Source organism: Tistrella bauzanensis (genome assembly GCF_014636235.1).
Taxonomy (GTDB): Bacteria; Pseudomonadota; Alphaproteobacteria; order Tistrellales; family Tistrellaceae; genus Tistrella; species Tistrella bauzanensis.
Genome location: NZ_BMDZ01000030.1, coordinates 16,010 through 42,529 on the forward strand (window position 1 = coordinate 16,010; position 26,520 = coordinate 42,529).

General features: G+C 68.1%; 24 protein-coding genes. 17 read left to right on the forward strand and 7 right to left on the reverse strand.

Features of this window, described 5'->3' with window-relative positions; genetic code table 11:
* The first annotated feature begins 54 nt into the window (after positions 1-54).
* The 10 genes from IEW15_RS13170 (at position 55) to hisD (ending at position 9,265) form a co-directional block, all read left to right on the forward strand.
* On the forward strand, positions 55-702 hold the full coding sequence (locus tag IEW15_RS13170; protein ID WP_188578609.1) for a GntR family transcriptional regulator: 648 nt from the start codon (positions 55-57) through the stop codon (positions 700-702).
* Positions 703-756: 54 nt separating this feature from the next.
* Complete coding sequence (locus IEW15_RS13175; RefSeq protein ID WP_322111499.1) at positions 757-1,074, forward strand: ArsR/SmtB family transcription factor; 318 nt, start codon at positions 757-759, stop codon at positions 1,072-1,074.
* Positions 1,071-1,445: an SRPBCC family protein gene (locus tag IEW15_RS13180; RefSeq protein WP_188578613.1), complete on the forward strand. Its 375-nt coding sequence runs from the start codon at positions 1,071-1,073 to the stop codon at positions 1,443-1,445. Before IEW15_RS13175 ends, IEW15_RS13180 begins: the two co-directional genes overlap by 4 nt.
* Before the next feature lie 51 nt (positions 1,446-1,496).
* Positions 1,497-2,102, forward strand: a complete 606-nt coding sequence (locus tag IEW15_RS13185; protein ID WP_188578615.1) for an ATP-dependent Clp protease proteolytic subunit — start codon at positions 1,497-1,499, stop codon at positions 2,100-2,102.
* Between the two features lie 82 nt (positions 2,103-2,184).
* Positions 2,185-3,573: a hypothetical protein gene (locus tag IEW15_RS13190; RefSeq protein ID WP_229708074.1), complete on the forward strand. Its 1,389-nt coding sequence runs from the start codon at positions 2,185-2,187 to the stop codon at positions 3,571-3,573.
* Between the two features lie 144 nt (positions 3,574-3,717).
* Positions 3,718-4,842 carry an ABC transporter ATP-binding protein gene (locus IEW15_RS13195; protein WP_188578617.1) on the forward strand — a complete coding sequence of 375 codons (1,125 nt, stop codon included), beginning with the start codon at positions 3,718-3,720 and terminating at the stop codon, positions 4,840-4,842.
* Between the two features lie 102 nt (positions 4,843-4,944).
* On the forward strand, positions 4,945-6,072 hold the full coding sequence (locus tag IEW15_RS13200) for an ABC transporter substrate-binding protein (protein WP_188578619.1): 1,128 nt from the start codon (positions 4,945-4,947) through the stop codon (positions 6,070-6,072).
* Positions 6,073-6,148: 76 nt separating this feature from the next.
* On the forward strand, positions 6,149-7,099 hold the full coding sequence (locus IEW15_RS13205) for an ABC transporter permease (RefSeq protein WP_188578621.1): 951 nt from the start codon (positions 6,149-6,151) through the stop codon (positions 7,097-7,099).
* Positions 7,096-7,908, forward strand: coding sequence for an ABC transporter permease (locus IEW15_RS13210; protein WP_188578623.1), 813 nt, complete (start codon positions 7,096-7,098; stop codon positions 7,906-7,908). Before IEW15_RS13205 ends, IEW15_RS13210 begins: the two co-directional genes overlap by 4 nt.
* Before the next feature lie 25 nt (positions 7,909-7,933).
* Complete coding sequence (hisD, locus tag IEW15_RS13215) at positions 7,934-9,265, forward strand: histidinol dehydrogenase (RefSeq protein WP_188578625.1); 1,332 nt, start codon at positions 7,934-7,936, stop codon at positions 9,263-9,265.
* 100 nt (positions 9,266-9,365) lie between these two features.
* On the opposite strand, the gene IEW15_RS13220 is transcribed toward hisD, so the two are convergent.
* A complete protein-coding gene (locus tag IEW15_RS13220) occupies positions 9,366-10,031 on the reverse strand; it encodes an OmpW/AlkL family protein (protein WP_188578627.1) in 666 nt (221 codons plus the stop codon).
* Between the two features lie 370 nt (positions 10,032-10,401).
* On the opposite strand from IEW15_RS13220, the gene hemN reads away from it, so the two are divergent.
* Positions 10,402-11,817 (forward strand): oxygen-independent coproporphyrinogen III oxidase, encoded by a 1,416-nt coding sequence (gene hemN / locus IEW15_RS13225; RefSeq protein ID WP_188578629.1) that lies wholly within the window; start codon positions 10,402-10,404, stop codon positions 11,815-11,817.
* Positions 11,818-11,848: 31 nt separating this feature from the next.
* Here hemN and IEW15_RS13230 read toward each other — a convergent pair whose 3' ends face one another.
* From IEW15_RS13230 to IEW15_RS13250, 5 genes are all read right to left on the reverse strand, one after another.
* Positions 11,849-12,715, reverse strand: a complete 867-nt coding sequence (locus tag IEW15_RS13230; protein WP_188578631.1) for an ABC transporter permease — start codon at positions 12,713-12,715, stop codon at positions 11,849-11,851.
* Between the two features lie 9 nt (positions 12,716-12,724).
* Positions 12,725-13,801, reverse strand: a complete 1,077-nt coding sequence (locus IEW15_RS13235) for an ABC transporter substrate-binding protein (RefSeq protein WP_229708075.1) — start codon at positions 13,799-13,801, stop codon at positions 12,725-12,727.
* 206 nt (positions 13,802-14,007) lie between these two features.
* Positions 14,008-14,919, reverse strand: a complete 912-nt coding sequence (locus tag IEW15_RS13240; RefSeq protein ID WP_188578633.1) for a haloalkane dehalogenase — start codon at positions 14,917-14,919, stop codon at positions 14,008-14,010.
* A 140-nt stretch (positions 14,920-15,059) separates the two neighbouring features.
* Positions 15,060-16,430, reverse strand: a complete 1,371-nt coding sequence (locus IEW15_RS13245; RefSeq protein ID WP_188578634.1) for a DUF6880 family protein — start codon at positions 16,428-16,430, stop codon at positions 15,060-15,062.
* Positions 16,431-16,474: 44 nt separating this feature from the next.
* Positions 16,475-17,122: a LysE/ArgO family amino acid transporter gene (locus IEW15_RS13250; protein ID WP_188578636.1), complete on the reverse strand. Its 648-nt coding sequence runs from the start codon at positions 17,120-17,122 to the stop codon at positions 16,475-16,477.
* 241 nt (positions 17,123-17,363) lie between these two features.
* Between IEW15_RS13250 and glpD the strand changes: the two genes are divergently transcribed.
* The 5 genes from glpD (at position 17,364) to IEW15_RS13275 (ending at position 23,235) form a co-directional block, all read left to right on the forward strand.
* Positions 17,364-18,902, forward strand: a complete 1,539-nt coding sequence (gene glpD / locus IEW15_RS13255) for a glycerol-3-phosphate dehydrogenase (RefSeq protein ID WP_188578638.1) — start codon at positions 17,364-17,366, stop codon at positions 18,900-18,902.
* A gap of 191 nt (positions 18,903-19,093) precedes the next feature.
* Entirely contained in the window at positions 19,094-20,653 is a 1,560-nt protein-coding gene (gene glpK / locus IEW15_RS13260) for a glycerol kinase GlpK (RefSeq protein ID WP_268237161.1), read from the forward strand.
* A gap of 152 nt (positions 20,654-20,805) precedes the next feature.
* Entirely contained in the window at positions 20,806-21,348 is a 543-nt protein-coding gene (locus tag IEW15_RS13265; protein WP_188578643.1) for a tetratricopeptide repeat protein, read from the forward strand.
* Between the two features lie 215 nt (positions 21,349-21,563).
* Positions 21,564-22,199, forward strand: coding sequence for a DUF6655 family protein (locus IEW15_RS13270; protein ID WP_188578645.1), 636 nt, complete (start codon positions 21,564-21,566; stop codon positions 22,197-22,199).
* Positions 22,200-22,515: 316 nt separating this feature from the next.
* Positions 22,516-23,235: a helix-turn-helix domain-containing protein gene (locus IEW15_RS13275; protein WP_188578648.1), complete on the forward strand. Its 720-nt coding sequence runs from the start codon at positions 22,516-22,518 to the stop codon at positions 23,233-23,235.
* Between the two features lie 115 nt (positions 23,236-23,350).
* Here the strand turns inward: IEW15_RS13275 and IEW15_RS13280 are convergent, their stop codons facing one another.
* A complete protein-coding gene (locus IEW15_RS13280; RefSeq protein ID WP_229708076.1) occupies positions 23,351-23,962 on the reverse strand; it encodes a YqgE/AlgH family protein in 612 nt (203 codons plus the stop codon).
* Between the two features lie 246 nt (positions 23,963-24,208).
* Here IEW15_RS13280 and IEW15_RS13285 point away from each other — a divergent pair, with 246 nt between their 5' ends.
* The gene (locus IEW15_RS13285; RefSeq protein WP_188578650.1) at positions 24,209-26,518 is read left to right on the forward strand and encodes a protein-disulfide reductase DsbD family protein; all 2,310 of its coding nucleotides are present in this window, start codon (positions 24,209-24,211) and stop codon (positions 26,516-26,518) included.
* Positions 26,519-26,520 lie beyond the last annotated feature (2 nt).

The following is a 26,520-nucleotide window of genomic DNA, read 5'->3' on the forward strand; positions in this document are numbered from 1 at the left end:
CGAAGGATCCCCGGTGAGGCACCCGGATTCTTCATAGATTATCTATAAGTGATCATGGCCGAAACGATTGCAGAGCGGATTGCGCGGGTGTTGAGCGCCAGGATTGTCAGTGGCGAACTGGCGCCGGGCACGGCCCTGCGCCAGGACCGGATCGCGGAAGACTTCGAGGCGAGCCATGTGCCGGTGCGCGAGGCATTTCAGCGCCTGAAGGCCCAGGGGCTGGCGGTGGCGGAGCCCCGCCGGGGCATGCGGGTGGCGCCGCTGGACCCGACATCGATGATGGAAATCGTTGAGATCCGCGCCCGGCTGGAACCGCTGGCCCTGAAGGTCGCCACGCCGTTGATGAACGCCACCGCGTTCGAGCGGATCGAACGGGCGCTGGTCGCCGGCGAAGCGGCCGACACCATGGCCGACTGGGAGCGCGCCAATCAGTCGTTCCATCGCGAACTCGCCGCTCCCTGCCGGATGCCGCGTCTGCTGGCGATGATCGACGATCTGCAACTGGCCAGCGCCCGGATCATCTTCGCGGTCCATCGTTCCGCCGGCTGGCAGCCGGGATCGAACCATGCCCATCGCCAGATCTTCAACGCGGTGAAGCGCCGCGACGCGGTGCGTGCCGTGGCCCTGCTGGAAAGCCATATCCGCATGCTGGAACGGCCGGCCGGGGCCGATGGCGCAATCACCGCCTTGCCAGACACATAAGTCTGTGCTTATGTATAAATCATGATCGAGACCAACCCCTCCGGGGCGGATGGCATGGCCACACCGCCCGATATCTTCAAGGCCCTGGGCGACCCGACCCGCTGCGCGATCTTCGAGAAGCTGGCGGGCGGTGCCATGAATGCCAGCCGCCTGCGCGACGGCATGACGATCAGCCAGCCCGCGATGTCGCAGCATCTGGCGGTGCTGCGCAAGGCCGGGCTGGTGCGAGAGCACCGCCAGGGGCGCTTCGTGAATTACGAGGTCGACCCGGCGGGGCTGGCGCTGATCGCCGGCTGGCTGGCGAAATACCGGGCTTATTGGCCGGCGCGGATCGAGGCGTTGACCGTGCTGCTGAAGGACATGGATCAATGAGCGACACCGAAGCCGATGGCGGCCCCGAAGATCGGGGGCTGCCGCATCTGACACTGGAATACGACCTTGACGCACCGCCCGACCGGGTCTGGCGGGCGATCAGCGTGCCTGAATTCCGCGAGGCATGGTTGCCGGCGCGGGATCTGGCCGATGAAAAACCGATATCGTCCGAGCCCGGCCGGCAGGTGGGCTATCGGCTGCGCGAGGCCGAGCCGCCGTTTCTTGAAAGCGTGGTGACGTTCCAACTGCGGCCCAATGCCGATGGCGGCACCCGGCTGAGGATCGTTCACGGGCTGACCGGTGCCGGCAACGCGCGACCGCTGCCACTGGCCGCGAACAACAATCGCCGCGATGAGATGCGCGCGGCCTGATGATGCCCCCACACCAGCCGCATTCCGGCGCCGGATAGCAGGACATCGCCCATGCCCGACACGATGCAACTCGTTCCAATGGTCGTGGAGCGATCCGACCGGGGCGAACGCTCCTATGACATCTTCTCGCGGCTGCTGCGCGAGCGGATCATCTTCCTGAACGGCGAGGTCAACGACACGGTCTCGGCGCTGGTCTGCGCGCAATTGCTGTTCCTTGAGGCGGAGAATCCCGACAAGCCGATCTTTCTGTACATCAACTCGCCCGGCGGTGTGGTCACCAGCGGCTTCGCCATGTACGACACGATGCAGTATATCCGCTCACCGGTGCACACGGTGTGCATGGGCACCGCGCGGTCGATGGGTTCGTTCCTGCTGATGGCGGGGGAACCGGGCCAGCGCGCGGCCCTGCCGAATGCCAATCTGCACGTCCACCAGCCGCTGGGTGGCTACCAGGGCCAGGCATCCGATATCCTGATCCATGCCCGGGAAATGGAGCGGACCAAGCAACATATCAGCCGGCTCTATGCCCGCCATTGCGGGCGCAGCCTCGACGAGGTTGAACGCGCGCTCGACCGCGACCGCTTCATGACCGCGCAGGAGGCCCTGGACTGGGGGTTGATCGACCGCATTCTCGATGTGCGCGGGGCCGGCCGTTGATGGCTTTGGCGTGATCGGCACGCCAGGATGCGCTATCACTCGGGCCTTCGCATGTTGTCTGTCGACAGAAGGCGCGCCCCTGATGACCACCGCCATCGCCACCGAGACGCAGATCGCCGGCACACCGACGGCGCTGGCCCGTGATCTGGCCCGCGCCGGCCGGATCGCCGAGGCCGAGGCGGTGATCGCCGGTCTGGTGGCCGAGGTGGCGGGCTTCGTGCCGGCGCGGGTGGCGATCAACCGCGATGGTTATAGCCTGAATTCGGTCAACGGCTTCATCGATGCCGAGGATGGCCGGGCGTTCTTCTTCAAGTTCCATCAGGAAGAGGACGAGGCCGAGACGGTCGGCGAATATTACCGCGCCGAACTGCTGGCCGAGGCCGGCTTCCCGGTCGACCGGCCGATCGTCGCCTGTGGCGAGGTCGGCCGGCAGATCCTGATCTATGCCCGCCGCGACCAGCCCCGGCTGGCCGATCTGGCGCGCGCGGTCGAGGCTGCGGACGCCGGGTTGGCGGGGCCGGCGCCGGTGACGGCCGAGCGGCTGATCGCCGCGCAGGCGGCGACCGACCGGATCGTCGCCGCGCGCTATCTGGCCGGCCTGCACGACATCACCGCCGAAGAGGCCGCCGCCGAGCCGCTGCACCGGCTGTTTCACGACCGGCTGGTCGACCGCGATGCGCCCGACCGGGCGGGTGGTCGGATGGCGCGGTTCTATGACGGCCGGATCTTCCATCTGGGCGGGCGTGCCGCCGCCCCCGACCTGACCCTGTCGTGGTATCAGATGCGGGATCTGCGCTGGACGGTCGGCGGCGTCACCTATGACCGGCCGCTCGGCGCGCTGTTCGACGAGGCCCGCGCCCGCCTGGTGCCCTCGCGCTTTGCGGGCGCCGGGGTCACGGCCCATGGCGATGCCCACAATGCCAATGTCTGGTTCGAGGCGGGGGCGGGTGAGGGCGGCGTGGCGGACCGACTGAGCTTCTTCGACCCGGCCTTTGCCGGCCGTCACGTGCCGGCGCTGCTGGCCGAGGTGAAGGCGACGTTTCACAACATCTTCGCGCATCCCTTCTGGCTGTATGACGCGGCGCTGGCCGAGACGTTGTATGGTGTGCGGGCCGAACTCGATGCCGATGGCCGCGGCATCATCATCGCCCATGATCACCGCCTGTCGGATCTGCGGCAGGGCTTTCTGGATGCCAAGCGCGACCATCTGTGGCGGCCGCTGCTGCGGGCGCTCGCCGATCGCGGCGCGCTGGATGACGACTGGCGGCGGGTGGTGAAGCTCGCCCTGTTCTGCTGCCCGACGCTGGTGATGAACCTCAGGGCGGGCCCGGATGCAGGCGGCGCCGGTGGCGGCCATCACGGTCCGGCGGCCTCGGCGATCGGGCTTGGCATCGCCATCGCCATGGGCGCCGAGCCGGTGGCGGGACAGAGCGACGCGCTCTCCACTATGCTGGATGCGGTGACACCCTGACGGAAACCATGCGGATGTCTGCTGTCACCATGGCCGCCCGGCTGTGGTTCCGGGTCATCTTGACAGTTTTCCTGCAATCCGTTGGACTGGCCGCAACCGCGCAAGGCGGCGCCTTTTCACAAGAACTCCCGGAGGTCTTGAACGATGCCCGCAGATGCAGCGGCCGCGCCGGCCATGGTGCGCGTCGACGGGGTCAGCCGCAGCTTCGACGGCACATTGGCCGTGGATGCGGTGTCGTTCGATCTGGCACGCGGCCGGTTCCTGACCATCCTTGGCCCCAGCGGTTCGGGCAAGACCACGCTGTTGCGGATGATCGCCGGCTTCCTGACACCCACCGGTGGCGAAATCGTGCTGAACGGCCGGCCGGTGTCGTCGGAACCGCCGCATCGCCGATCGATCGGCATGGTGTTTCAGAAGCTGGCGCTGTTCCCGCACATGACCGCGGCCGAGAATGTGGCCTATCCCCTGCGCATGCGCCGCGCCGATGCCCGCACCATCCCCGATCGGGTGGAGCGCTATCTGGAACTGGTGCGGCTGGGCGGCTTCGGCCGGCGGCGCATTCATGAATTGTCGGGCGGTCAGCAGCAACGGGTGGCGATTGCGCGTGCGCTGGTGTTCGAGCCCGACCTGCTGCTTCTGGATGAACCGCTGGCGGCGCTGGACAAGAAGCTGCGCGAGGAAATGCAGCTCGAATTCCGTCGCATTCAGCGCGAGCTTGGCGTCACCACCATCAACGTCACCCATGACCAGCGCGAGGCGCTGGTGATGTCGGACGAGATCATGGTGATGGATGGCGGCCGCGCCCAGCAGATCGCCGGGCCGGTGGAAACCTATCGCCGCCCGGCCAACCCCTTCGTCGCCGGCTTCATCGGTGTCGCCAATCTGCTCGACGGCCGTGCGGCGGTTGATGGTGGCACGGTCGCGGCCTTCGGCACCCTGGAATGTCCGGCGACGCCGGCGGGCGGCGATGTCATTGCCGCCGGCCAGCCGATCACCGCGGCGATCCGGGCCGAACAGTTGCGGATCGCCGATGATGCGGATGTGCTGGAGGTCGACGGGCCGGGCGCGCTCGATATCATCGTCTCGGCAACGGTGGTCGAGGCAATCTTTGAAGGCGAACGATCCGTTTATGCGGCCAAGGTGCCGGCACTGGGCAACGCCGTGCTCAGGGTGTTCGACCATGATCCGGCGGCGCACCGGGCCTGGGGCGTGGGCCAGCCGGTCTATCTGGGCTGGACCGCGCGCGACCTGCTGGTCTGGCCGCGTTGAGCGGCGCCATGGCGGCACGCGCGGGCCATCAGCGATCGGGAACAATCAAGCGGCCGGCGGCATCAGGCCGGCCATCCAGACGAGACAGGGAGACAGGGGGCCATGTCGATGCATGACGACGAGATCCAGGGCGCCAGCCGCCGGCAGGTGCTGAAGAGTGGCATGATCGCCGCGGCCGGTGCCGCGCTGGCGGGGACGCCGGCGATGCTGATCGGCCGCCGGGCCTTTGCGGCCGAGCCGGCCAAGCCGGCCGAGATCATCGTCCGCGCCTGGGGCGGGGTCTGGGTCGATGCGCTGGACCAGGGCGTGTCGCAGAGCTTCACTGAAGCGACCGGCATTCGTGTCCGCCATGATCTGACGGAAGACAACGAGATCCAGCCCAAGATCTGGGCGGCGGTGGCCCAGAACCGGGTGCCGCCGATCCATGTCAACTGGGATACCTCGACCAATGCCACCAAGTCGGCACTGCGCGGCGTGACCCTGGATCTGTCGGATCTGTCGAACCTGTCGCAGCTTCTGCCGGTGGCGCGCCCGAAGGGGCTGGAGGGCTGGCCGATCGTCAACACCTATTCCTATGTCTATGTCCTGGCCTATCGCACCGAAGCCTTCCCCGATGGCGCGCCCAAGAGCTGGAACGTGATGCTGGAGCCGCGGTTCAAGGGCCGGGTGGCGCTGTACAATGACGGCATCGGCTTCCACCCCTCGGCGCAGGTGGCGGGCGGCGGCAAGGTCTCGGACATTCCGGGCAACATGGCCCCGGCCTGGGAGTTCATCCGCAAGCTGAAGGCGCAGCAGCCGCTGCTGGGCGAGGATCCGGACTTCACCAACTGGTTCCAGCAGGGCGAGATCGACGTCGCCTGCACGATCATCTCCAACGCCCGCGAGGCGAAGCAGAACGGGATTCCGGTCGCCTGGACGGTGCCGCAGGAAGGCGCCAAGGTCGATACCGATGCGCTGTGGGTGCCGAAGGGGCTGCCCGAGAACGAGGCCTATTGGGCGAAGCAGTATGTGAACCATGCGATTTCCAAGGGCGCCCAGCAGGCCTGGACCGAAAAGCTTGGCCTGCCCGGCGTTCAGCCCGGCCTGACGCCGCCGGCCGATCTGGCCGGCGACCCGGCCTATCCGACCACGGACGAGGATTTCGCCCGGCTGATCAGCGTGCCGACCCCGGTGCTGGTCGAACATGAGCGGGACTGGTTCCAGACCTTCAAGGAAATCATGCAGGGCTGATCCTGCCAGCGGGCGGACCAGTTCCGCTGGCCCGCCCGCTATCCATGAACCGTGAGCAAGGACACCGCAGCGCGTCATGCCCCGACCATCCAGAACCGCCTATCCGCTGTCATGGCGGCTGCTCGACGCGGCCGAGGCAGTGGTGGGGGCCATGCGTCCCAAGCGGCCGGAGATCGTGGTGCCGGCGCTGTTCCTGGCGCCGGCCATCCTGCTGGTCGCTGTGCTGGTCTGGGGGCTGGCCGGCATGGTCGGCGACAGCCTGCATGTGCTGGATACCGCCACATTCCTGCCGGCGGCCGAGGCCAGCCTTGGCAATTATGCCCAGCTCGCCGACCGGCCGATCTATGCCACCGTCATCCGGCGCAGCCTGGTGGCGGGGGTGATCGTCACGGCGGCGACCCTGCTTCTGGCCTTTCCCTATGCCTATGTGATGGTGCGGACATCGTCGTCGGGGCTGCGCCGGCTGCTGCTGATCGGCCTGTTCCTGCCGTTCTTCATCGGTCAGGTGGTGCGGGCCTATGGCTGGCTGATCATCCTGGGCAACAAGGGCATCGTGAATGCCGCGATCACGGCCCTGGGCTTCGAACCGCTGAAGCTGATCTATACCTATGAGACGATCCTGTTCGGGCTGGTGCAATACATGCTGCCCTTCGCCGTGCTGCTGATCGCACCGGCGATCACCGCGATTTCCGAGGAGATGGAGATGGCGGCGGCATCGCTTGGCGCCAACTGGTGGCGCGGTTTCACCACCGTGGTTCTGCCGCTGGCGCGGCCGGGGCTGATCGCCGCCGGCGTGGTGGTGTTCACCCTGACCCTGACCGATTTCGCCATCCCGAACATCCTGGGCGGCGGCACCAATGATTTCGCCGCCAATGCGATCTATGACGCCTTCTTCCGGATATCCGATGCCGGGCTGGGGGCGGCGCTGGCACTGGTGCTGACCTTCATCGGCAGCACCATCGTCGGCGTGATCCTGGCGATCGCCGGCGCCGGCACGCTGGGCCTGGGCGGAAGGGCCGGCAAATGAGCGCCGCCAGCACCAGCCCGCGTGGCAAGCGCCTGGTTCTGTGGGCGGTGGTCGGCTTCGATCTGCTGATCCTGGCCCTGCCGACCCTGATCGTGCTGGGCGCATCCTTCACCGCCGGCAATATCGTGACCTTCCCGCCCGATGGCCTGTCGCTGCAATGGTATGAGAAGGTGGTCGGCGCCTATGAACTGCGGCAGGCATTCTGGCGCTCGCTATGGGTGGCAGTGGTGTGCACGCTGATCAGCCTGCCGGCGGGGACGCTGGCGGCGATCGCGCTGGCGCGCTGGCGGATCGCCTTCGGGCGCAGCCTTCAGGTCTATCTGCTGCTGCCGTTCACGGTGCCGCTGATCGCATCGGGCATCGGCATGATGCTGCTGTTCGGCCGCATCGGCATTCTGGGCCAGTTGTGGCCGGTGGGGCTGGCCTGCGCTGTCATCAACCTGCCCTTCATGATCTGGGCGGTGGGCGCATCGGTGAACGGGCTGGACCCGGATCTTGAGAATGCCGCCGCCAATTGCGGCGCGCCGCCGGTCCAGACCTTTCTGACCGTCACCCTGCCGGCGGTGATGCCGGGGGTGATCACCGGCGCGCTGCTGATGTTCGTGCTGGCCTTCAACGAATTCCTGGTCAGCCTGCTGCTGGTGGATGCCCGGATCGTGACCCTGCCGGTGCTGATCTACAACTCGATCCGCAGCGTCATCACGCCCGATCTGGCGGCGGTGTCGGTGGTTTATATCGTGGTGGCGGCGCTCGCCATCCGTGCGCTCGACAGGCTGGTCGGGCTCGACCTGTTCCTGCGGTCCAAATAGCCCTCTCTCCCAAGGAGCCAGCCCGATGCCGGCCGCCGTCAGTTTCCACGATCTGTCCACCCTCGACGCCGCGGCGCGCGCCGGGCTTCTGAAGCGTGCCGAAAGCGATCTGGGGCCGTTTCTCGACAAGGTCCGGCCGATCATCGAGGCGGTGCGCACCGAAGGCGACGCGGCGCTTGCCCGCTTCGCCCGGGATTTCGACAAGGCGCCGGTCGATCCGGCCCGTATCCAGGTGGAGCCGGCCGCCTTCGACCGGGCTTTCGATGCGGTCGAGCCCGAGGTGATCGAGGCGATCCGCTATGCGGTCGACAACATCCGCCGCTTCCATCAGGACCAGAAGCCGGAAGAGATGTGGCTGCACGAAATCCGGCCCGGCGCCTTCGCCGGCGACCGCTTCCTGCCGATCCCGTCGGTGGCCTGCTATGTGCCGCGCGGCAAGGGGTCGTTCCCCAGCGTGGTGATGATGACCACGGTGCCGGCTGTGGTGGCGGGGGTGCCCGAGATTTCGATCATCACGCCCCCCGGGCCTGATGGCGAGGTCGATGCGGCAACGCTGGTGGCGGCACGGCTGGCGGGGGTTGAGACGGTCTATAAATGCGGCGGCGCGCAGGGCGTGGCGGCGGTGGCCTATGGCACCGAAACCGTGCGCCGGGCGGTGAAGATCGTCGGCCCCGGCAGCCCGTGGGTGGTGGCGGCCAAGCGGCTGCTGTCGGATGTGATCGACCCGGGCATTCCGGCGGGGCCGAGCGAGGCGATCATCTTCGCCGACGACACCGCCGATGGCCGGCTGGCGGCGCTGGATCTGCTGGTCGAGGCCGAGCACGGCCCCGACAGTTCGGCCTGGCTGGTGACCACCAGCCGTCAGGTGGCCGACGATGCGATCGCGGCGCTGGATGGCTACTGGGCGAAGATGGGCGCGCAGCGCACCGCGTTCTCCACCGCGGTGCTGACCGGTCCGCGCGGCGGCGTGGTGCTGGCGCCGGATCCGGAGGCCGCCTATGCCTTCATCAACGACTATGCGCCCGAGCATCTTGAGGTGCTGGGCGACGAGCCGTTCGCGCATCTGGGCCGGCTGGTCAATGCGGGCGAGATCCTGCTGGGCAACCGCACGCCGGTGACGCTGGGCAATTTCGTGCTGGGGCCGAACGCGGTGCTGCCGACCAATGCCGCTGCGCGCACCTTTTCGCCGCTGTCGGTGTTCGACTATATGAAGCGGTCATCGGTTGGTTATGTGACCGCGAAGGCCTATCCGGAACTGGCCCGTCATGCCGGCATCCTTGCCCGTTACGAGGGCTTCGAGGCCCATGCCGCGGCGGTGTCTCCGGTCCGCGACGACATTCTGAACCGGCGGCGCTGACGCGGCAGGAGCTTTGCGAACGGAAAACGGCGCGTACCCTGGCAGAGTGATGCCAGGGTACGCGCCGTTTCTGTGGTTGGTGAGCCGATGCCGCGCTGGATCAGAAGCGGTATGCGACGCCCACACCGATCAGCCAGGGGTCGATATCGACATCGGCCTTGATCGAGTTGTTGATGGTGGCGTCGGTGTTCAGGAACAGTTTCTTGACGTCAAAATTCAGCGCCCATTTGTCATCAAGCGCCACATCGACGCCAGCCTGAAGAGCGAAGCCGAAAGCATTGTCATACTTAATGTTGATGCCGTCGGGCTCGTCCTTGTTGTAGAAGATCGTATAGTTGATGCCGGCACCCACATAGGGCCGGATATTGCCTTCGGGCAGGAAGTGATACTGCGCGGTCAGGGTGGGCGGCAGCAGCCACACCTTGCCCAGATCCACATCGCCCGCGGCCGTGCCCTTGGCGCTGACCTTGTGCGGGGTGGTGCCCAGGATCAGCTCGAAGGCGATGTTCTGGGTGGCGAAATAGGTGATGTCGAGTTCCGGCACCAGCGAATTGTCGATGCTGACATCGCCGCCGATCGGATCGATCGAGGCGCTCTCATCCGGCACCACGGCCAGACCGCGCACGCGCAGCATCCACGGGCTCTTGTCCTCTGCGGCGGCGGGCGCCGCCATGCCGAGTGCGCCGAACACGGTGCCGGCGGCAAGAACGGTGGCGAGACCGGCGGCTTTCAGCGCCCGGGTGCCGAGGATGGCGGACTTGGTCATGGCAGTGGCCTTTTCTGGGGCACGTTCACGGTCGGTGTGACGCTTGCGCGAGGCAATGCCCGCCCGACGGAATGCGGGCGGAGGAGATGGGCGGGACCGGGCCGCAGTGGCCAGCGGATGTGTCTTCTGCATCACCGGTCGATGCGCCTATTCATGCGCCAGCCGGCGTGCGGAGCGTTGATCTGGATCAACCCGCCCTGGCCTGCGACCGGATGCCGCAACCGGGTCCGCTGAGCGGATTGCGTTCCGCCCTCTCTGCTGTCGCGCACCGCACCGCACCGGCTTTTGATCTTGCGCAAGGTATGGGCGGCGGCGATCGGGCAGCATGGCCGCAATGATCACGCCCCGTCCGCTGGAGGTCCGCATTCCGATGGCTGTCATCACATCCGCCCTGTCGCCGGCGACGGCCGTTCCGGCAAGCCCTGCGGAAGATCGCGAGGCCGCGCGCCGGGTGCCGGTCCAGTCGGCACGGCTGCCGCGCTACACCAGCTATCCGACCGCGCTTCAGTTCAGTGGTGCGGTGGGCCCCGATCAGGCGGCGGCCTGGATGCGGGCGGTGGCGGGCCACGACCCGGTGTCGATCTATATCCATGTGCCGTTCTGCGACACACTGTGCTGGTTCTGCGGCTGCCATACCCGGGTGATCAACACCCGCGGTCCGATCGTGGCCTTCGTTCACAGCCTGATCGCCGAGATCGAGATGGTGGGCGCGCTGCTGGGCAGGCGGCATCCGGTCCGCCATCTGCATTTCGGCGGCGGCAGCCCGACCATTCTTGAGCCCGAGGATATCGACCGGATCTTCCAGACGCTGGCGCGCAGCTTCGACATCGGCGCCGATGCCGAGATCGCGCTTGAAATCGACCCGCGCGATGTCGATCCGGCGCGGCTGGATGCCTGGGCGACCGCCGGTGTCAACCGCGCGAGCCTGGGCGTTCAGGATCTGGACCCGGTGGTGCAGAAGGCGATCAACCGTATCCAGCCGGCCGAGGCCACGGCCCGTGCCGTGACGATGCTGCGCGAGCGGGGGATCAACGCCATCAACATCGATCTGGTCCACGGCCTGCCGCACCAGACCACTGACGGCGTGCTGGCGACGCTGGATCAGGTGCTGACCCTGACACCAGACCGGGTGGCGCTGTTCGGCTATGCCCATGTGCCGTCGATGAAGCAGCATCAGCGGCTGATCCCCGACGCCGCCCTGCCGGGGCCGGCAGCGCGGCTGGAACAGGCGGATGCGGCCGCGCGCCGGCTGAAGGCGGCGGGTTATGTCGGCATCGGGCTCGATCATTTCGCCCGGGCTCATGACCCGCTGGCGGTGGCGCAGCGCCAGGGGCTGCTGCGGCGCAATTTCCAGGGCTATACCACCGACAACGCCGCGGCGATCATCGGCTTCGGCCCGTCGGCGATCGGCGATCTGCCGGGCGGCTATGTCCAGAACACCATCGATGTCCGGGCATGGCGCGAGGCCGTGGCCGAAGGCCGGCTCGCCACCATTCGCGGCGTGGCGGTGGACGACGACGACCGGCTGCGCCGGGCGGTGATCGAGCGGCTGATGTGCGACCATGCGGTCGACGTGGCGGCGGTGGCGGCATCCATGGGCCGCGATCCTGAGGTTCTGGCCGGCGCCATGGCGCTGATCGATCCGCTGGAAGACCGCGGCATCGTGCTGCGCGATGGCTGGCGGTTGCTGGTGCCGGTTGAGATGACCCCCGATATCCAGCGCGTCGCCGCTTGTTTCGATGCCTATCTGAACCCGGCGGTGCGTCAGTTGATCGCCGCCGAGTGAGGCGGGCGGCCCGCCATCGGCCAGATCAGGTTCAGGTGCTGTCGGCCTTGCGGCCACGCCGGGCAAGAACCCGTCGGCCATAGCCCTGGGTCATGCGGTCGAGCAGCATGGCCAGGGCCACGATGCCCAGGCCGCCGATCAGCCCCATGCCGCTGTCATTGCGTTGCAGGCCGACCAGCACGGTTTCGCCCAGGCCGCGCGCACCGATCATCGATGCCACCACCACCATGCCCAGCGCCAGCATCGTGGTCTGATTAAGGCCCTGCAGGATGGTCGGCAGGGCCAGCGGCAGTTCCACCTTGAACAGCAATTGCCGGCGCGAGGCGCCGAAGGCATTGGCCGCCTCACGCACCTCGTGATCCACGCCGCGCAGGCCCAGATCGGTCAGCCGCACCAGTGGCGGCATGGCATAGATCACGGTCGCGAACACCGCCGGCACCTTGCCCAGCCCGAACAGCATCGCCGCCGGCAGCAGATAGACGAAGATCGGAATGGTCTGCATGAAATCGAGCACGGGCAGCGCCACGGCACGCATGCGGTTGGATTTGGCCATCAGGATGCCGATCGGCAGGCCGAACAGCGCGGCGATCGACACCGCCACCAGCATCAAGGCCACGGTCTGCATCGCCTGATCCCACAGGCCAAGCGCGCCCACGCCCCACAGGCCCGCCGCCAGCAGCACCGACGTGACGGGGCGGCGGGTGACGGCGAATGCCGCCACCGCCACCGCGCCCAGGATCACGGCGGGATGGGCACCGCGCAGCACACCTTCGATGGCGCCAAGGATGCCGAGCAGAAACCCGGCGGCGGCCTCGAAGCTGTTGCCATGGGTGACGATCAGCCAGTCGAGTGCGTCATTCACCGCATGGCGCAGCGGCGTGCCCAGATCCGGAAACATGTCCGATGATCAGCCCTTCTTCGCGGCGGCGGAGACACGCTCGGCGACCTCGGGCGAGACCCAGGCCTTCCAGACATCCGGATATTCGGCGAGGAACCATTTGGCGCCATCCTCGGGCGAGCCCTCGGTGTCGCGGATATGGGCAAGCGCGCGGCTGACCTGCTCGGAGGTGGTTTCATAGCGCTCAAGAAAGCCGATCACCTTGGGCGCGGCCTTGGCGAAGTCGGCATTGGCGCCGATGATCACGGTGCTTTCCGGATAGGCGGTGGCCTGTTCGGGCGCGTCGGCCGCCATCATCGCAGCCCAGGTGTCGGCATTGAAGGCCGGCTCCTCCAGCGCCACGAAATCATATTTGCCCAACAGCCAGGTCGGCCCCCAGTAATAGAACAGGATCGGCTTTTTGCGCTTGATCGCGCTGTCCACCGCCGCCGACAGTGCCTCGCCGGTGCCGGGACGGAAATTGGTGTAGCTGCCCTCAAGCCCATAGGCGTGCAGTTTCTTGGAATTCACGATCTCGCACTGCCAGCCTGCCGGGCAGTTATAGAAGCGGCCCTTGTCGGTCTCTTCCTGATCCTCGAACAGTTTGGTGTATTTCGGCAGATCGTTGACCGATGTCAGATCCTTGGCCGGGGCGTCGGCGCCTTCCACCACATAACGGGGCACGAACCAGGCTTCACGGGCGTCGGGGAAATTGGTGCCGACCTCGACCACCTGCCCTTTCTCCCTGGCGTCCAGCCAGACCTGGACCGGATTGGCCGACCAGATCTCCATCACCACATCGACATCGCCGCGCGACATGCCGCCGACCAGCGGGATGACCGCGCCCGGCAGTTCGTCGGTGGCGCAGCCATAGCCTTCATCCAGGATCATGCGGGCCAGCGCATTGTGGAACCGGGCGCTGTCGTAATCGAGGCCTGCGAAGATGATCGGGCGTTCGATGTCGCAGGCCCGGGCATCGCCATCGGCTGCCGCGGCAGGGTTGGCCAGCATCATGCCGGCAGTGGTCAGGGCTGCGGCGGCGCTGCCGCCACGCAACAGGTGGCCGGCACGGTGATGTGGCCGGTCGATGCGGGTATGCCGGGTCATGGGTCTCTGTTCCCTGTTCGGGGTGGGGCCCGCCGAGGCGCGCCGTCATCGGCCGTGCCGCCTGACGATGTCTCAAGGCTGATGGCGCGGCCGCTCCGGAAGCCTCAACTATGGCGTCCCCGGCCGCGCCTGCCAACCATTCGAACGGGATGATGGCTGCGTCCGGGCACGATCCGTGCCCGGACAGTGCCCGGACGGCGATGGTGCTAGGCGAACAGCGGATCCAGGGCATGGGGCATGAACGCGTCGGCCCATTCCTGAACGAAGTGGCCGCCATCCGCCACCTTGATCGGCTCCGGGCAGCCCCGGATGAGCTTGGCCAGCGACATCATCGGTGCCTCGCCCAGCACCGGATCGGCCATGCCGATCACCATGGAACTGCGGCCGGTCCATGCGGTGCTCCACCAGTCGCGGGCATCACGCGACAGGGCGGCACCCTCGGCATCGGGGTGGGCCGGAACCAGTGCCGGGAACACCCGGGCGCCGGCGCGATAGCTGTCATCGGGGAAGGGCGCGTCATAGGCGGCGGCTTCCTCGGGCGTCAGATGCGGGCAGCCGCGCGCGAACAGCTTCGGGATCGAGAAATCGGGACTGTTGGCGACAAAATCGCGCCAGGCTTCGAATCCCTTGCCCAGCGGCCGGTCGCCGGTGCCGAGGGCGGTGTTCATCACCAGCAGGCCGCGGAAGCGGTCCGGCATCTCCGGCGGCAGGGTCAGGCCCAGTAGCCCGCCCCAGTCCTGCACCACCAGAATGACGTGCTTCAGATCCAGGCGCTTGACCAGTTCCACCAGCATGCCGCGATGGAACAGGAAGCCATAGGCCTTGTCGTCGGCCAACTTGTCGGAGCGGCCGAAGCCGATCAGATCCGGCGCCACCACCCGGCCACGTGCCGCAAGATAGGGGATCATCCGGCGATAGAGATAGCTCCAGCTTGGCTGGCCGTGCAGACACAGGAAGGTCGGCGCCTCGGCGCCGGCATCGGCAACGGCGGCCGGCTCGTCGACATAGGCGACGCGGATGCCCTCATAGCCGGGCAGGTCGTCGACATAATGCGGCGGATAGTGCCAGCCGGGCAGGTCGAGGAAACGGGCGTCGGGCGTGCGCAGAATGTCGGACATCGGGGCGTTCTCTCCGGAAGGCTTCTTGTGGGTGACCGGTTCGCTCCGGAACGGAACGAACGTTCGTCCTAATTGCAGCATATGCCTTTGAGCGCGCGGGGGCAGCCCCCAGGCGGCATCTGACTCCGAAAGATGGCTGATCAGGAAAGATGGCGCCAGAAGGCGGCCTTGCGCGCGTGGTCGCGGCGCAACTGCTCCAGATAGTCATCGTGGGACACAGCCGCGCCGACATCGCCGATCGTGCCGGCGACGCCCCGGCACTCATCCAGCCAACGTGCCGCCATGCGATAGCGGCCGGCGCGGCGCCGGGTCAGCGTGTCATCGATCATCGCCCGCCAGATCAGCGTCGCGGCCAGCGGGTAGCGCCCGGCCAGGGCCTGGGCGGCGGGGCCCAGCAGATCGTGGCGGTCGGTGTCGAGCGCGGCCCCGCGCTGCATCACCAGCGCTGCCGCCCGCTCCAGATCCGGCCACGACACCAGCACATGCAGGGCGAGCGTGGCGGCCGGGTGCCGCGTCGCCAGATCGAGTGCCAGATCCCGGGCCTCGATGTCGTCGAAATCGGGCAGCCGCTTGAGATAGGCTTTCAGATGCGGTGCCGACAGCGCCTGTTCGAAACAGGCCAGACGCAGCGCCTGTGCCGCGCTGCCACGGCCCTGCGCTTCCAGAACCGCGATCTGCGCATCTTCCCAGTCGAGATCCGTCCGGCTGTGGCTGAGCCGGGGGCGATGGTCGGGGCGGACCGCATGGAGGCTGGCGGCCGCCTCGGCCACGCGGCCGGCGGCCAGCAGGCGTTGCGCGATCCGGGCCGCGATGGTGGGCAGAGCGCGCGCCGCCGGGTCGATCTGGCCGATGAAGCCGTCGACATCCCCCAGGCAGTCGGCGATCGCCTGAAGGGCCTGACGCGGCGCCGGTCCAGGCAGCCTGGACAGGCGCTGCCTCAGGCGATCGAGGCCCGGCGAGCCGTCGCCTGTCGAGGCACCCAGCAGTGGCACCAGCGCCGCCGCCAGCCCGTCATACTGGCCCTGATCATTGGCGGCAAGTGCTGTGGCGGCGCGGTCGGCCAGGGCCAGCGGGTCGGCCCGTGCCGCCCGGGCGATGGCCGGCAGATCGGCAGAGGCGGCCTGAAACACGGCCGTCACCGCGCCGCTGGTGTCGGTGCTGCGCGCCAGAACCGGTCCCGCCAGGGCCAGGAACCGCCAGATCAGGTCCATCGCCTCGGCCGGATCGGTGGCGGCGAGCGGCCCGGCGATGGCCCGGCGCTGGGTGTCCAGATCCTCGACCAGCGCCTTGCGGCGGCGCCAACTGACCCGGCCCTTCGACGCGCCGATGGCGATCAGCCGTTTGCGCACCTCATGCGCCACCGCCAGCGGGCTGTCGGCCCCGGCCAGGGCCAGCCGGATCCGGCGCTTGGCGGCGGCATTGCCGGTGCTGACCTCGATCAGCAGCGCGGCCAGGCGTGCCGCACCCAGTGCTTCCAGATTGCGGGCATTCAAGGTCGTCTTCGATGCCAAGCCCTAGCGCCTTCCGATCGGATGGATGATCATGGCGGCGATGCTCACCCCAGCAGCCGGATGCCGTCGGCGATCAGCTTGGCGCCGATCAGCCACATGACCAGGGCGATGATGCCGTCGAGCACCCGCCATGCGGCCGGGCGCCGGAACACCGGCACCAGCAGCCGCGCGCCATAGCCCAGCGCCGAGAACCAGGTGATCGAGGCAAGCGCCGCGCCACCCACGAACCACAGCCGGTCGGGCATCGGGTGGCGCCCGGAAATGCTGCCCAGCAAAACCACCGTATCAAGATAGACATGCGGGTTCAGCAGGGTGACCGCGGCCACCGTCGCCAGGGTGCGCAGCAGCGGTGCCGCCGGCGCCTCGGAGGGCAGCAACTGGCCGGGCTTCCAGGCGCGCCGCGCCGCCATCATCCCATAGGTGACAAGGAAGCCCGCCCCGGCCAGAGACACCACGCCCAGCACCCGTTCATGGCCGCTGATCAGCGAACCGAGCCCCAGCGCGCCGGCCACGATCAGCGCGGCATCGGCAAGCGCGCAGAACGCCACGATCGGCAGCACATGGGCGCGGATCAGCCCCTGGCGCAGCACGAAGGCATTCTGCGCACCAATCGCGATGATCAGGGCCGCCCCCAGGGCAAAGCCTTCGATCGCGGGTCCGAGGGCCATGCCCGTGGCGGTGTCAGGCGTCATCGTCCGAACCCCTGTGGCGGCTGAAGTCATTGGCGCGGCACTATGCCCCGCCTGGCTGGGGGCTGCAACACGAGGCCCGGCGGGCCGTGCGCCGGCCGCAGATCTGCCGTTCGCTTGTGGTGCGTTACTTTCATTTGAAGTTTCGTATTGGCGCGTCAATATAGAGATGCGAACCTGATGGAACCGGAATGGTGGTCTCGGCGTCATGACCCCGATGCGATGGCGCCAAGGGAGCTTCGATATGGCAGAGCATGTGCACGATCTGGTGGTGATCGGCGGCGGCGTGAACGGGTGCGGTGTCGCGCGCGATGCGGCCGGCCGCGGTTATGACGTTGTGCTGGTTGAAAAAGGCGATCTCGCCGGCGCGACCTCGCAGGCCAGCACCAAGCTGATCCATGGCGGGCTGCGCTATCTGGAACATTATGAATTCCGACTGGTGCGCGAGGCCCTGCGCGAGCGGGCGGTGCTGCTGGATCTGGCGCCGCACATCATCTGGCCGCTGCGTTTCGTGCTGCCGCATAATCAGGGTCAGCGGCCGCGCTGGATGATCCGGGCCGGCCTGTTCATCTATGACCATCTGGCCGGCGGCAATGGCGGCCGCCGCCGGCTGCCCGGCACCCGCACGCTGGATCTGGGCCGCGACCCGGCCGGCCGGCCGCTGAAGGACGACTTCCGCCGGGCCTTCGAATATTCCGATGCCTGGGTCGACGATGCCCGGCTGGTGGTGCTGAACGCCATCGACGCCCATGATCGCGGCGCAGAGATCCGCACCCGCACTGAGCTGGTCGCGGCCGAGCGGGGCCGCGATCTGTGGACGCTGCGCCTGCGCGACACCGAAACCGGCGTCACCGCCATCCTGAAGGCGCGGGCGGTGGTGAACGCCGCCGGCCCCTGGGTGGCCGATGCGCTGGTCGAGCGGCTGCATGTGAAAACCCCGGAACGGGTGCGGCTGGTGCGCGGCAGCCATATCGTGGTCAAGCGGCTGTTCGATCACGATCGCGCCTATATCTTCCAGAATCCGGATGGCCGGATCGCCTTCGCCATTCCCTATGAGGATGATTTCACTCTGATCGGCACCACCGATGCCGATCATCAGGGCGATCCGGGGCAGGTTGCGATCACGCCCGCGGAAATCGATTATCTGTGCGCGGCGGTCTCGGCCTATTTCAAGCGGCCGGTCACCCCCGACATGGTGGTCTGGTCCTATTCCGGCGTGCGGCCGCTCTATGACGACGGGGCCAGCAAGGCGCAGGAGGCGACCCGCGACTATGTGTTGAGCGTCGACACCGCCGGTGCGCCGGTGATCAGTGTCTTCGGCGGCAAGATCACGACCTTCCGCCGGCTGGCCGAAGGCGTGATGGAAAGGCTGCTGCGGCTGCTGCCGCCATCGGCTGGCACGGGCATGGCGGCCTGGACCGCCGATGCGCCGCTGCCGGGGTCCGTGCTGCCCGCTGGCGGCACGGCTGCGCTGGCGGCAGCCCTGGCCGAGACCCATCCGGTGCTGGATGCACGCACCCGCCTGCGGCTGGCACGCAGCTATGGCGGCCGGGTGTGGCAGGCGGTGGGCGATGCCGCGACCGATCCGGCCGCACTGGGGGTAGGCTTCGGTGCCGGGCTCCATGCCCGTGAAGTCGCCTTCCTGATGGATCAGGAATGGGCGCGCACGGCGGAAGACGTGTTGTGGCGGCGCACCAAGCTTGGCCTGCGGATCGATACAGCCGGTGCCGACCGGCTGGCGGCCTGGATGCGCGCCCGCAGCGCCGGGCGGCTGGCCGCGTGACACCGCCGCGACCGCCGGTGAGCCTGCCCGTCTATCGCCCGCCCGTCAGGGCGGGCTTGCCGGCGGCGCGCGCCCCGGCCCAAACTGACGCCTGAATGATCGGGGCATCCAAGCCCCGGCCGTGGCCGGCGTGCGGTTGTTTTCATCCTGCATGGCCCGGCCCCAGACCTTGAAGGAGGATCGCCGCCGCCATGCCCGCCAATATCACCACTCCCGACGCAGTAGACGACCGGCCCGGCCGCCACGGCTTCACCGGCCAGGGATTGATCCTGGCGCTGGATCAGGGCACCACATCGACCCGGGCGATGCTGTTCGACGGCGCGATGCAGGTCATCGCCACCGATCAGCAGGAATTCCCCCAGCATTTCCCGGCATCGGGGCTGGTTGAACATGATGCCGAAGATCTGTGGCAGACCAGTGTCGCCACGATGAAGGGCGCGCTTGCCACAGCCGGCGTCGATGCCGGCGCGCTGGCCGCGATCGGCATCACCAACCAGCGCGAGACCACCGTGGTCTGGGACCGCGAGACCGGCCGCGCCATTCACCCGGCCATCGTCTGGCAGGACCGGCGCACCGCCCGGATCTGCGGCGAGTTGAAGCGCGAGGGCCATGAGCAACTGGTCCGCGACCGCTCGGGCCTGCTGCTCGATCCCTATTTCTCGGCGACCAAGATCGGCTGGATTCTGGACAAGGTGGAGGGGGCGCGCGCCGCCGCCGCCGCGGGACGCCTCGCCTTCGGCACCGTCGACAGCTTCCTGATCTGGCGGATGACCGGTGGTCGCGTGCATGCGACGGATGCCACCAACGCCTCGCGCACCATGCTTTACGACATCCATAAGGGCAGTTGGTGCCCGGATCTGTGCGCGGTGTTCGGCGTGCCGATGTCGATGCTGCCCGATGTCCGCGACAGCGCCGGCGATTTCGGCGAAACCCTGCCCGACCTTCTGGGCCGGCCGGTGCCGATCCGCGGGGTTGCCGGCGATCAGCAGGCCGCCACCACCGGCCAGGCCTGTTTCCGCCCGGGCATGGTCAAGGCCACCTATGGCACCGGTTGTTTCGCGCTGCTGGTGACCGGCCGCCAGTCGGTGCGGTCGCGCAACCGGCTGCTGACCACCGTCGCCCTGCAACTGAACGGCCGGCGCAGCTATGCGCTGGAAGGCTCGATCTTCGTCGCCGGGGCGGCGGTGCAATGGTTGCGCGACGGGCTGGGCCTGATTTCGACGTCGGCTGAAAGCGAGCAACTGGCGGCTGAGGCCGACCCGGCCCAGAGCGTGTATCTGGTGCCGGCCTTCACCGGGCTTGGCGCGCCGCATTGGGATGCCGATGCGCGCGGCGCCATGTTCGGTCTGACCAGGGCGACCGGCCCGCGGGAGATCGCGCGCGCCGTGCTGGACAGCGTCGCCTATCAGACCCGCGATCTGGTCGAGGCGATGCGTGGCGACTGGGAGGGCACCGATTTCGGCGAAACCGTGCTGCGCGTCGATGGCGGGATGGTCGCCAGCGACTGGCTGATGCAGCGTCTGGCCGACATGCTGGCAACGCCGGTCGACCGGCCGAAGCTGCGCGAGACCACGGCGATGGGGGCGGCCTATCTGGCGGGACTGGCCGCCGGGGTCTATCCGGACCCGGAGGTGTTCGCCGATGGCTGGGCGCTGGACCGGCGGTTCGAGCCGGCGATGGCCGAGGCCGAGCGCGAGCGGCTGTATGGCGGCTGGCAGGATGCCGTGCGTCGAACCCTGACCCGCACCTGACCCGATGGCGCGGATGACCTGACCCCGGCGGATCGCGGCGCGCCATTCTGCACCGCGATCCTCAGCCGGGGTGGCGGCGGCGGCGCATCCGCCTTATTCTGAAGGCTGTGTTCAGCCCCTGTTCACGCCGCCGGCCGGGACGATGCCTGACGATGGTCAACGAGATTCTGAAGCTGATCCTCAAGGGATATGAGCGTCGCCCGGCGCCGGCGATGTCGTGGCGGCTCGATGCCCTGTTCCGCGCGCTGCTCGACCCCGCCGCCGCGGAAGACCCCGACGACATTCAGGCGATGATCTGGGCCTTGTGGTGCGAACATCCCGACCCGGAGGCGGCGCGCAGCCTGTCGCGAGCTGCCGATGCCATGGTCGCCGGCCGGCTGGTGGTGGCCGAGAGCATGCTGGACCGCACCGTGCTGCGCTGGCCCGATTTTGCCGAGGCCTGGAACAAGCGGGCGACGCTGTATTACATGCAGGACCGCGACCAGGAGAGCATGTCCGACATTCGCACGGCGCTGGAGCTGGAACCACGCCATTTCGGCGCGATCTGCGGCTTCGGCCAGATCTGCATGCGTCGCGGCGATCGGATGGCGGCACTCGCCGCCTTTGAAACCGCGCTGCGCCTGAACCCGCACCTGGCCAATGTCCGCCAGATGGTCGAGGCGCTGGCCGAAGACCTGCCGCGCACAGTGAACTGACCCACGCCGGAAACCAACCCATGCCGGCCTCGCGCGTCCCCGTGAGCTTTCTGTAAGCGTTGCGGGTGTGGCTGAAACCTTTGCGGGCCGCCGGTTGCATTGTGGCGCCCTTGCCCTGACCTTAGCGATGATCTGGAGCCGTGGTGCATGCCGGCGTAAGCCGGCAGACGCGCCGGGAGGCGGGTTTCCGGGACGTGTCTGCTGAAAGGAAGGGTATGCGTCGATCGCTTGTGGCCGCCATCGTGGCGGCGGCACTGCTCGCCGCCTGCACCTCGGCGCGGGAAAGCGCGCCTGCCCGTACCGCCACCGAACAGCTGCTGCTGTCATCGGCGGTCGACCGGGCAGCCCAGGCCCTGATGCTGGATCTGCCGCCCGATGCCGCGGTCTATGTCGATGCCAGCCTGTTTGAGGGCCTGGATGGCAAATACGCGGTGGGATCGGTGCGGGAACAGCTTCTGCGACGGGGCGCCCGGCTGATGCCCGATCGCGACCGCGCGGACATCGTGGTGGAAATCCGCTCCGGCGCCCTGTCGATCGATGACGAGAAGGCGCTGCTCGGCATTCCGGCATTCGATGTGCCGGTGCCCTTGTCGGATACCATCAGCACACCGGAACTGGCCTTGGTGAAGCGTGATGAACGTCGCGGCACGGTGAAGCTGGCCGCCATCGCCTATGATGCCCATGACGGCCGCATGGTCGACGCCACCGGCCCCCGCTACGGCTTTTCGCACATCACCGACTGGACCGTTCTGGTGTTCTCGTGGAGCAACAGCGATGTGCTGCCGGAAGACAAGGCGATTCCGCCGATCACCAGCACGCTCCGCGATTTCGGCCTGGGAACCGGGCCATGACCCTCAGGCCAGCAGTGAACCTGGCGCGGTATGAGGCGCCTGCCGGTCAAAAAAACGGCCGGAGGCAGAACCTCCGGCCGATAAAGTCGCGTGTGTGAGGACGAGTCGTGCGAAACGGGAATGAAACGTTTGGCACGCCGCTGATTGTATGAGATTGAGAATTATTCGCAACATTAATTTACCCGGTCGGATGATTTTCCCGGGCTGGGCCGGAATCGGCGGAGCCCCGTGCCATGGCGGGGCCGTGGACAAATTGATGCCGATCCGGCAGGAAGAGGTACCGCGGGGCGCGTGCGGCAGGATTGGAGGGCGCGACATGACAGACAGCGTGAAAGACAGCGCCGCCGCCATCGCGGTCGCGGTGCCGGCGGATGCAGGCATCATCTCCAGGTCGATCCGTGCCACGCGGCAGCGCAAGGGGCTGACCTTGGCGGCGCTGGCCGACAGGATGGCGATGGACAAGGGCTATCTGTCGCGTGTGGAGCGGGGACAAAAATCTCCCTCGGTCGGCACGCTGCTGAAGATTGCCGCGGCGTTGGATGTGCCTATCGGCCAGTTGTTCGGCGAGACCACCGATGACGATGCGATCACCGTCATCCGGCGGGCTGACCATGTGGATGTCGCCGGCGGGGCGACCCCGGGGCCGGGCGCCCTGGTGCGGGCGCTGCTGCCGGCGGGCGACGGGCGGCGTTTGAGCGTCTTCACCATCGAGCCGGGCAGCGGCCGCCTGTCGCAGACCACGGATCATCCCGGCGACGAGTTCCTCTATGTTCTGGCGGGCGCCCTGGAAATCATCTTTCCCGACCGGGTGGTGCAGCTGGAGACGGGTGACGCCATCCATTTCGACGGCCATCTGCGCCACCAGCTGCGGCGGCTGGGCGAGGCGCGGACCCAGGCGCTGATCGTGGTCGCCCAGGATCTGACACCTGGTGGCGGCGAAGAGAGGCGGGGCGGCGAAGAGGGGCGGGTTGGCGAGGAGGGGCCGAAAAAAAACCGGCCGGAGGAGAACCACCGGCCGGCAAAGTCGCGTGTGTGAGGACGAGTCGTGCGAAACGGGAATGAAACGTTTGCACACCGATGATCATATGCAATTGAGAATTACTCGCAAGAATAAACTGCGTCATGGCCGCAGATTTTTTTGAACCGCGCGATCAGGCGTGGCCGCCTTCGCCCGAGAGGTGCAGAAGATTGACCCCCAGCCGGCCGATGGCGTCGCGCCACCGTCCATCGATATCGGGGCCGAACAGCAGGTCGCTGTCGGCATCGACCACCAGCCAGCTGTTGCTCTGGATCTCGATTTCCAGCTGACCGGGGCCCCAGCCGGCATAGCCCAGCGCCACCAGAACCTGATCCGGACCGTGGCCTTCGATCATCGCCTTCAGCACGTCGAGCGTGGCGGTCAGGGCCACCGCATCATCGACCCGCAGACTGGTCGCCAGAATGTAATCGGCGGAATGCAGCACGAAGCCGCGGCCGGTTTCCACCGGTCCGCCGAAATGGACCTTGACGCCCGCGGTATCCGGACCGGATTCCAGCCCCAGCTGCGTCAGAAGCTCGGGAAAATCGACCGTGTCGAGCACCCGGTTGACCACGATGCCCATGGCGCCATCATCGGAATGGGCACACAGATAGATCACCGTCTTGGAAAACCACGGGTCATCCAGCCGGGGCATGGCGATCAGCACCTTGCCGGAAAGGCCGTCGGGATCCGTCGTCTCGAACGACGCATTCGCCGCTGCCGCCATCGGGCGGTCTGCCCGCATCCCTGCCATCGCCCGTGTACCTTCTCGACCGTGTTTGCGGCGAAGCGCCGCATCTGACATGGTTCGCCGGCTGTTTCCCGGTCCCCGCGCCGGGGCACCCTGTCGCATGGGCATCCGGTGCCATGCTGCTTATGATATCGTTCCAGTTAGGTAGGCCGGGGCCGGAGCATGCGCAAGGGCGCATGATCCGCCCGTGCCGTTACACGCATGTCTTTGGCCCGCCCCCGCCCGGAAAACCGCCAGCCGATGTCCAGCACCCGACCCGTTCCGCCAAACCGTCCCGCCGTGCGCCGCCGCGGCCAGCGCATCCGGCCATGGCATGCGCTGATGGCGCTGGTGCTGCTGGTGGTGCTGATTCTGGTGTCGGCGGTTCTGGCCAATGCCGCGCAGAGCGGCGACGTGCAGACCGGTATTGCATCCGGCACCGGAACCTCGGCAGGCGAGGTGCCGCGCGGCTGGCTCGGCCCCTGGGTGGAAGGGCCGCAATCGGCGGTGCGTCTGGTGGTGGCCCCCCCCGTCCCGGGCGGCGGCGCGGCGGCGGGTGCGGTCATGGCCGGGCTCGATTTCAGGATGGCACCGGGCTGGAAGCTGTATTGGCGCTCGCCCGGCGATGCCGGCCTGCCGCCAGCCATCGATACCACGGCGTCGCCGCAGGTCGGCGATGCCCGGATTCTGTGGCCGCTGCCGGAACGCTTCACCGCCTTCGACACCATCCACACCTATGCCTATGCCGACCGGGTGCTGCTGCCGGTGCGTCTGCGCCAGAGCGCGGAAGCGCCATTGCGGCTGACCGTGGATTATCAGGTCTGCGAGGCCTTGTGCATTCCGGTGCGCGCCGATCTGGCGCTCGATGCGCCCTCAGGTGCCGCCGATCCGCTGGACCGCACCGCAGATGAGGCGCGGGCGCTGGTCGATGCCGGGCTGGCACGGGTGCCGCCGGTGGTGGCCGATGCGGTCTCCAGCCCGTTCGCGGCGGTGTCGGCGGGGCTGGTCGATGCGCGCGCGGACCGGCCGGCGCGGCTGGTGGTCGAGGCGAAAAGCGCCGAGGGCTTTGGCGCCGATGCCGATGTGTTCATCGAGGGGCCGGATGGCTTTGCCTTCACGCCGCCCGAACGGCGCCTTCTGGGCGACGGGCACACGGCGCGCTTCGTGTCGGAGGTTCTGCCGCCCACGGCCGATGCCCGGCTGCTGGGCGAAACCCTGCGCCTGACCCTGGTCGACCCGCGGCCCGATGTGTCGACCCCGCGCGTGGCTCCCCTGCACGCTGTCGAGACCACGGCACAGGTGGTGCCGGCACCGGCAACCCTGCTCGGCCCCGAAGGCGGGTTGATCGCGGCGGTGCTGATCGGTCTGGCCGGGGGACTGATCCTGAACATCATGCCCTGCGTGCTGCCGGTGCTGTCGATCAAGCTGATGGGGCTGGTGGCGGCGCGGGGGCTGAGCCGCGGTCATGTCCGCATCAGCCTGCTGGCCACGGCCGCCGGCATCATCCTGTCATTCCTGGCGCTGGCGGCGCTGGCGCTGGGCCTGAAGACCGCCGGCATCGCCGTGGGCTGGGGCGTCCAGTTCCAGCAGCCGGTGTTCATCGGCCTGATGATCCTGGCCATGGCGCTGTTTGCGGCCTCGCAGCTTGGTGCCTTCACCATCCGCGCACCGACCCTGTCGGGCGGCCTGGCGCGCGAGGCGGTGGGTACAGGCGGCCCCCGGCCCGGGCAGGCGCTGATCAGCGGCGTGGTCGCCACCCTGCTGGCGACCCCCTGTTCGGCACCGTTCGTGGGCACCGCGCTGGGCTTCGCGCTGGCCGGCGGCACCGGTGATATCCTGGCGGTGTTCCTGGCGTTGGGCATCGGCATGGCGCTGCCCTATCTGCTGATCGCGGCGGTGCCGGCGGCGATCCGGTTGTTGCCGCGTCCGGGGCGCTGGATGCTGTGGGTGAAGACCGCCATGGGGCTGGGGCTGGCCGGCACCGCCATCTGGCTGGGCTTCGTGCTGGCCGATCTGGTGGGGCCAGGGCCGGCCGCCGCCGTCGTGGCGCTGGCGGCCCTGGCCGCCGCCCTGCCGGCGGTGATCGCCAAGGCGCGGCTGCTGCGCTGGGCGGGCGTGGCTGGGCTTGCGACCGCGGCGATTGCGATTGCGGTTCTGGCGCCACCGCCGGCGGCGCGCGGCTTTCAGGCGCTGGCGGCCGATGGCCCCTGGGTGCCATTCCAGCCCGACATCATCGCCGGCGAGGTCGCGGCCGGACGGGTGGTGTTCGTCGACGTCACCGCCAGTTGGTGTGTAACCTGCATCGTCAACGAGCAACGGGTGCTGACGGTCGACCCGGTCGCCAGCCGCATCGCCGATCCGGCGGTGGTGGCGATGAAGGCCGACTGGACCCGGCCCGATCCGGCGATTTCCGCTTATCTGGAAGGCTTCGGCCGCTATGGCATTCCGTTCAACGTGGTCTATGGTCCGGCGGCACCGCAGGGGCTGGTGCTGCCGGAACTGCTGACCGCGGATGCCGTGACCGGCGCGATCGCGCGCGCGGCGGCGACCCCTGGCACCTCCGGCGGCTGACA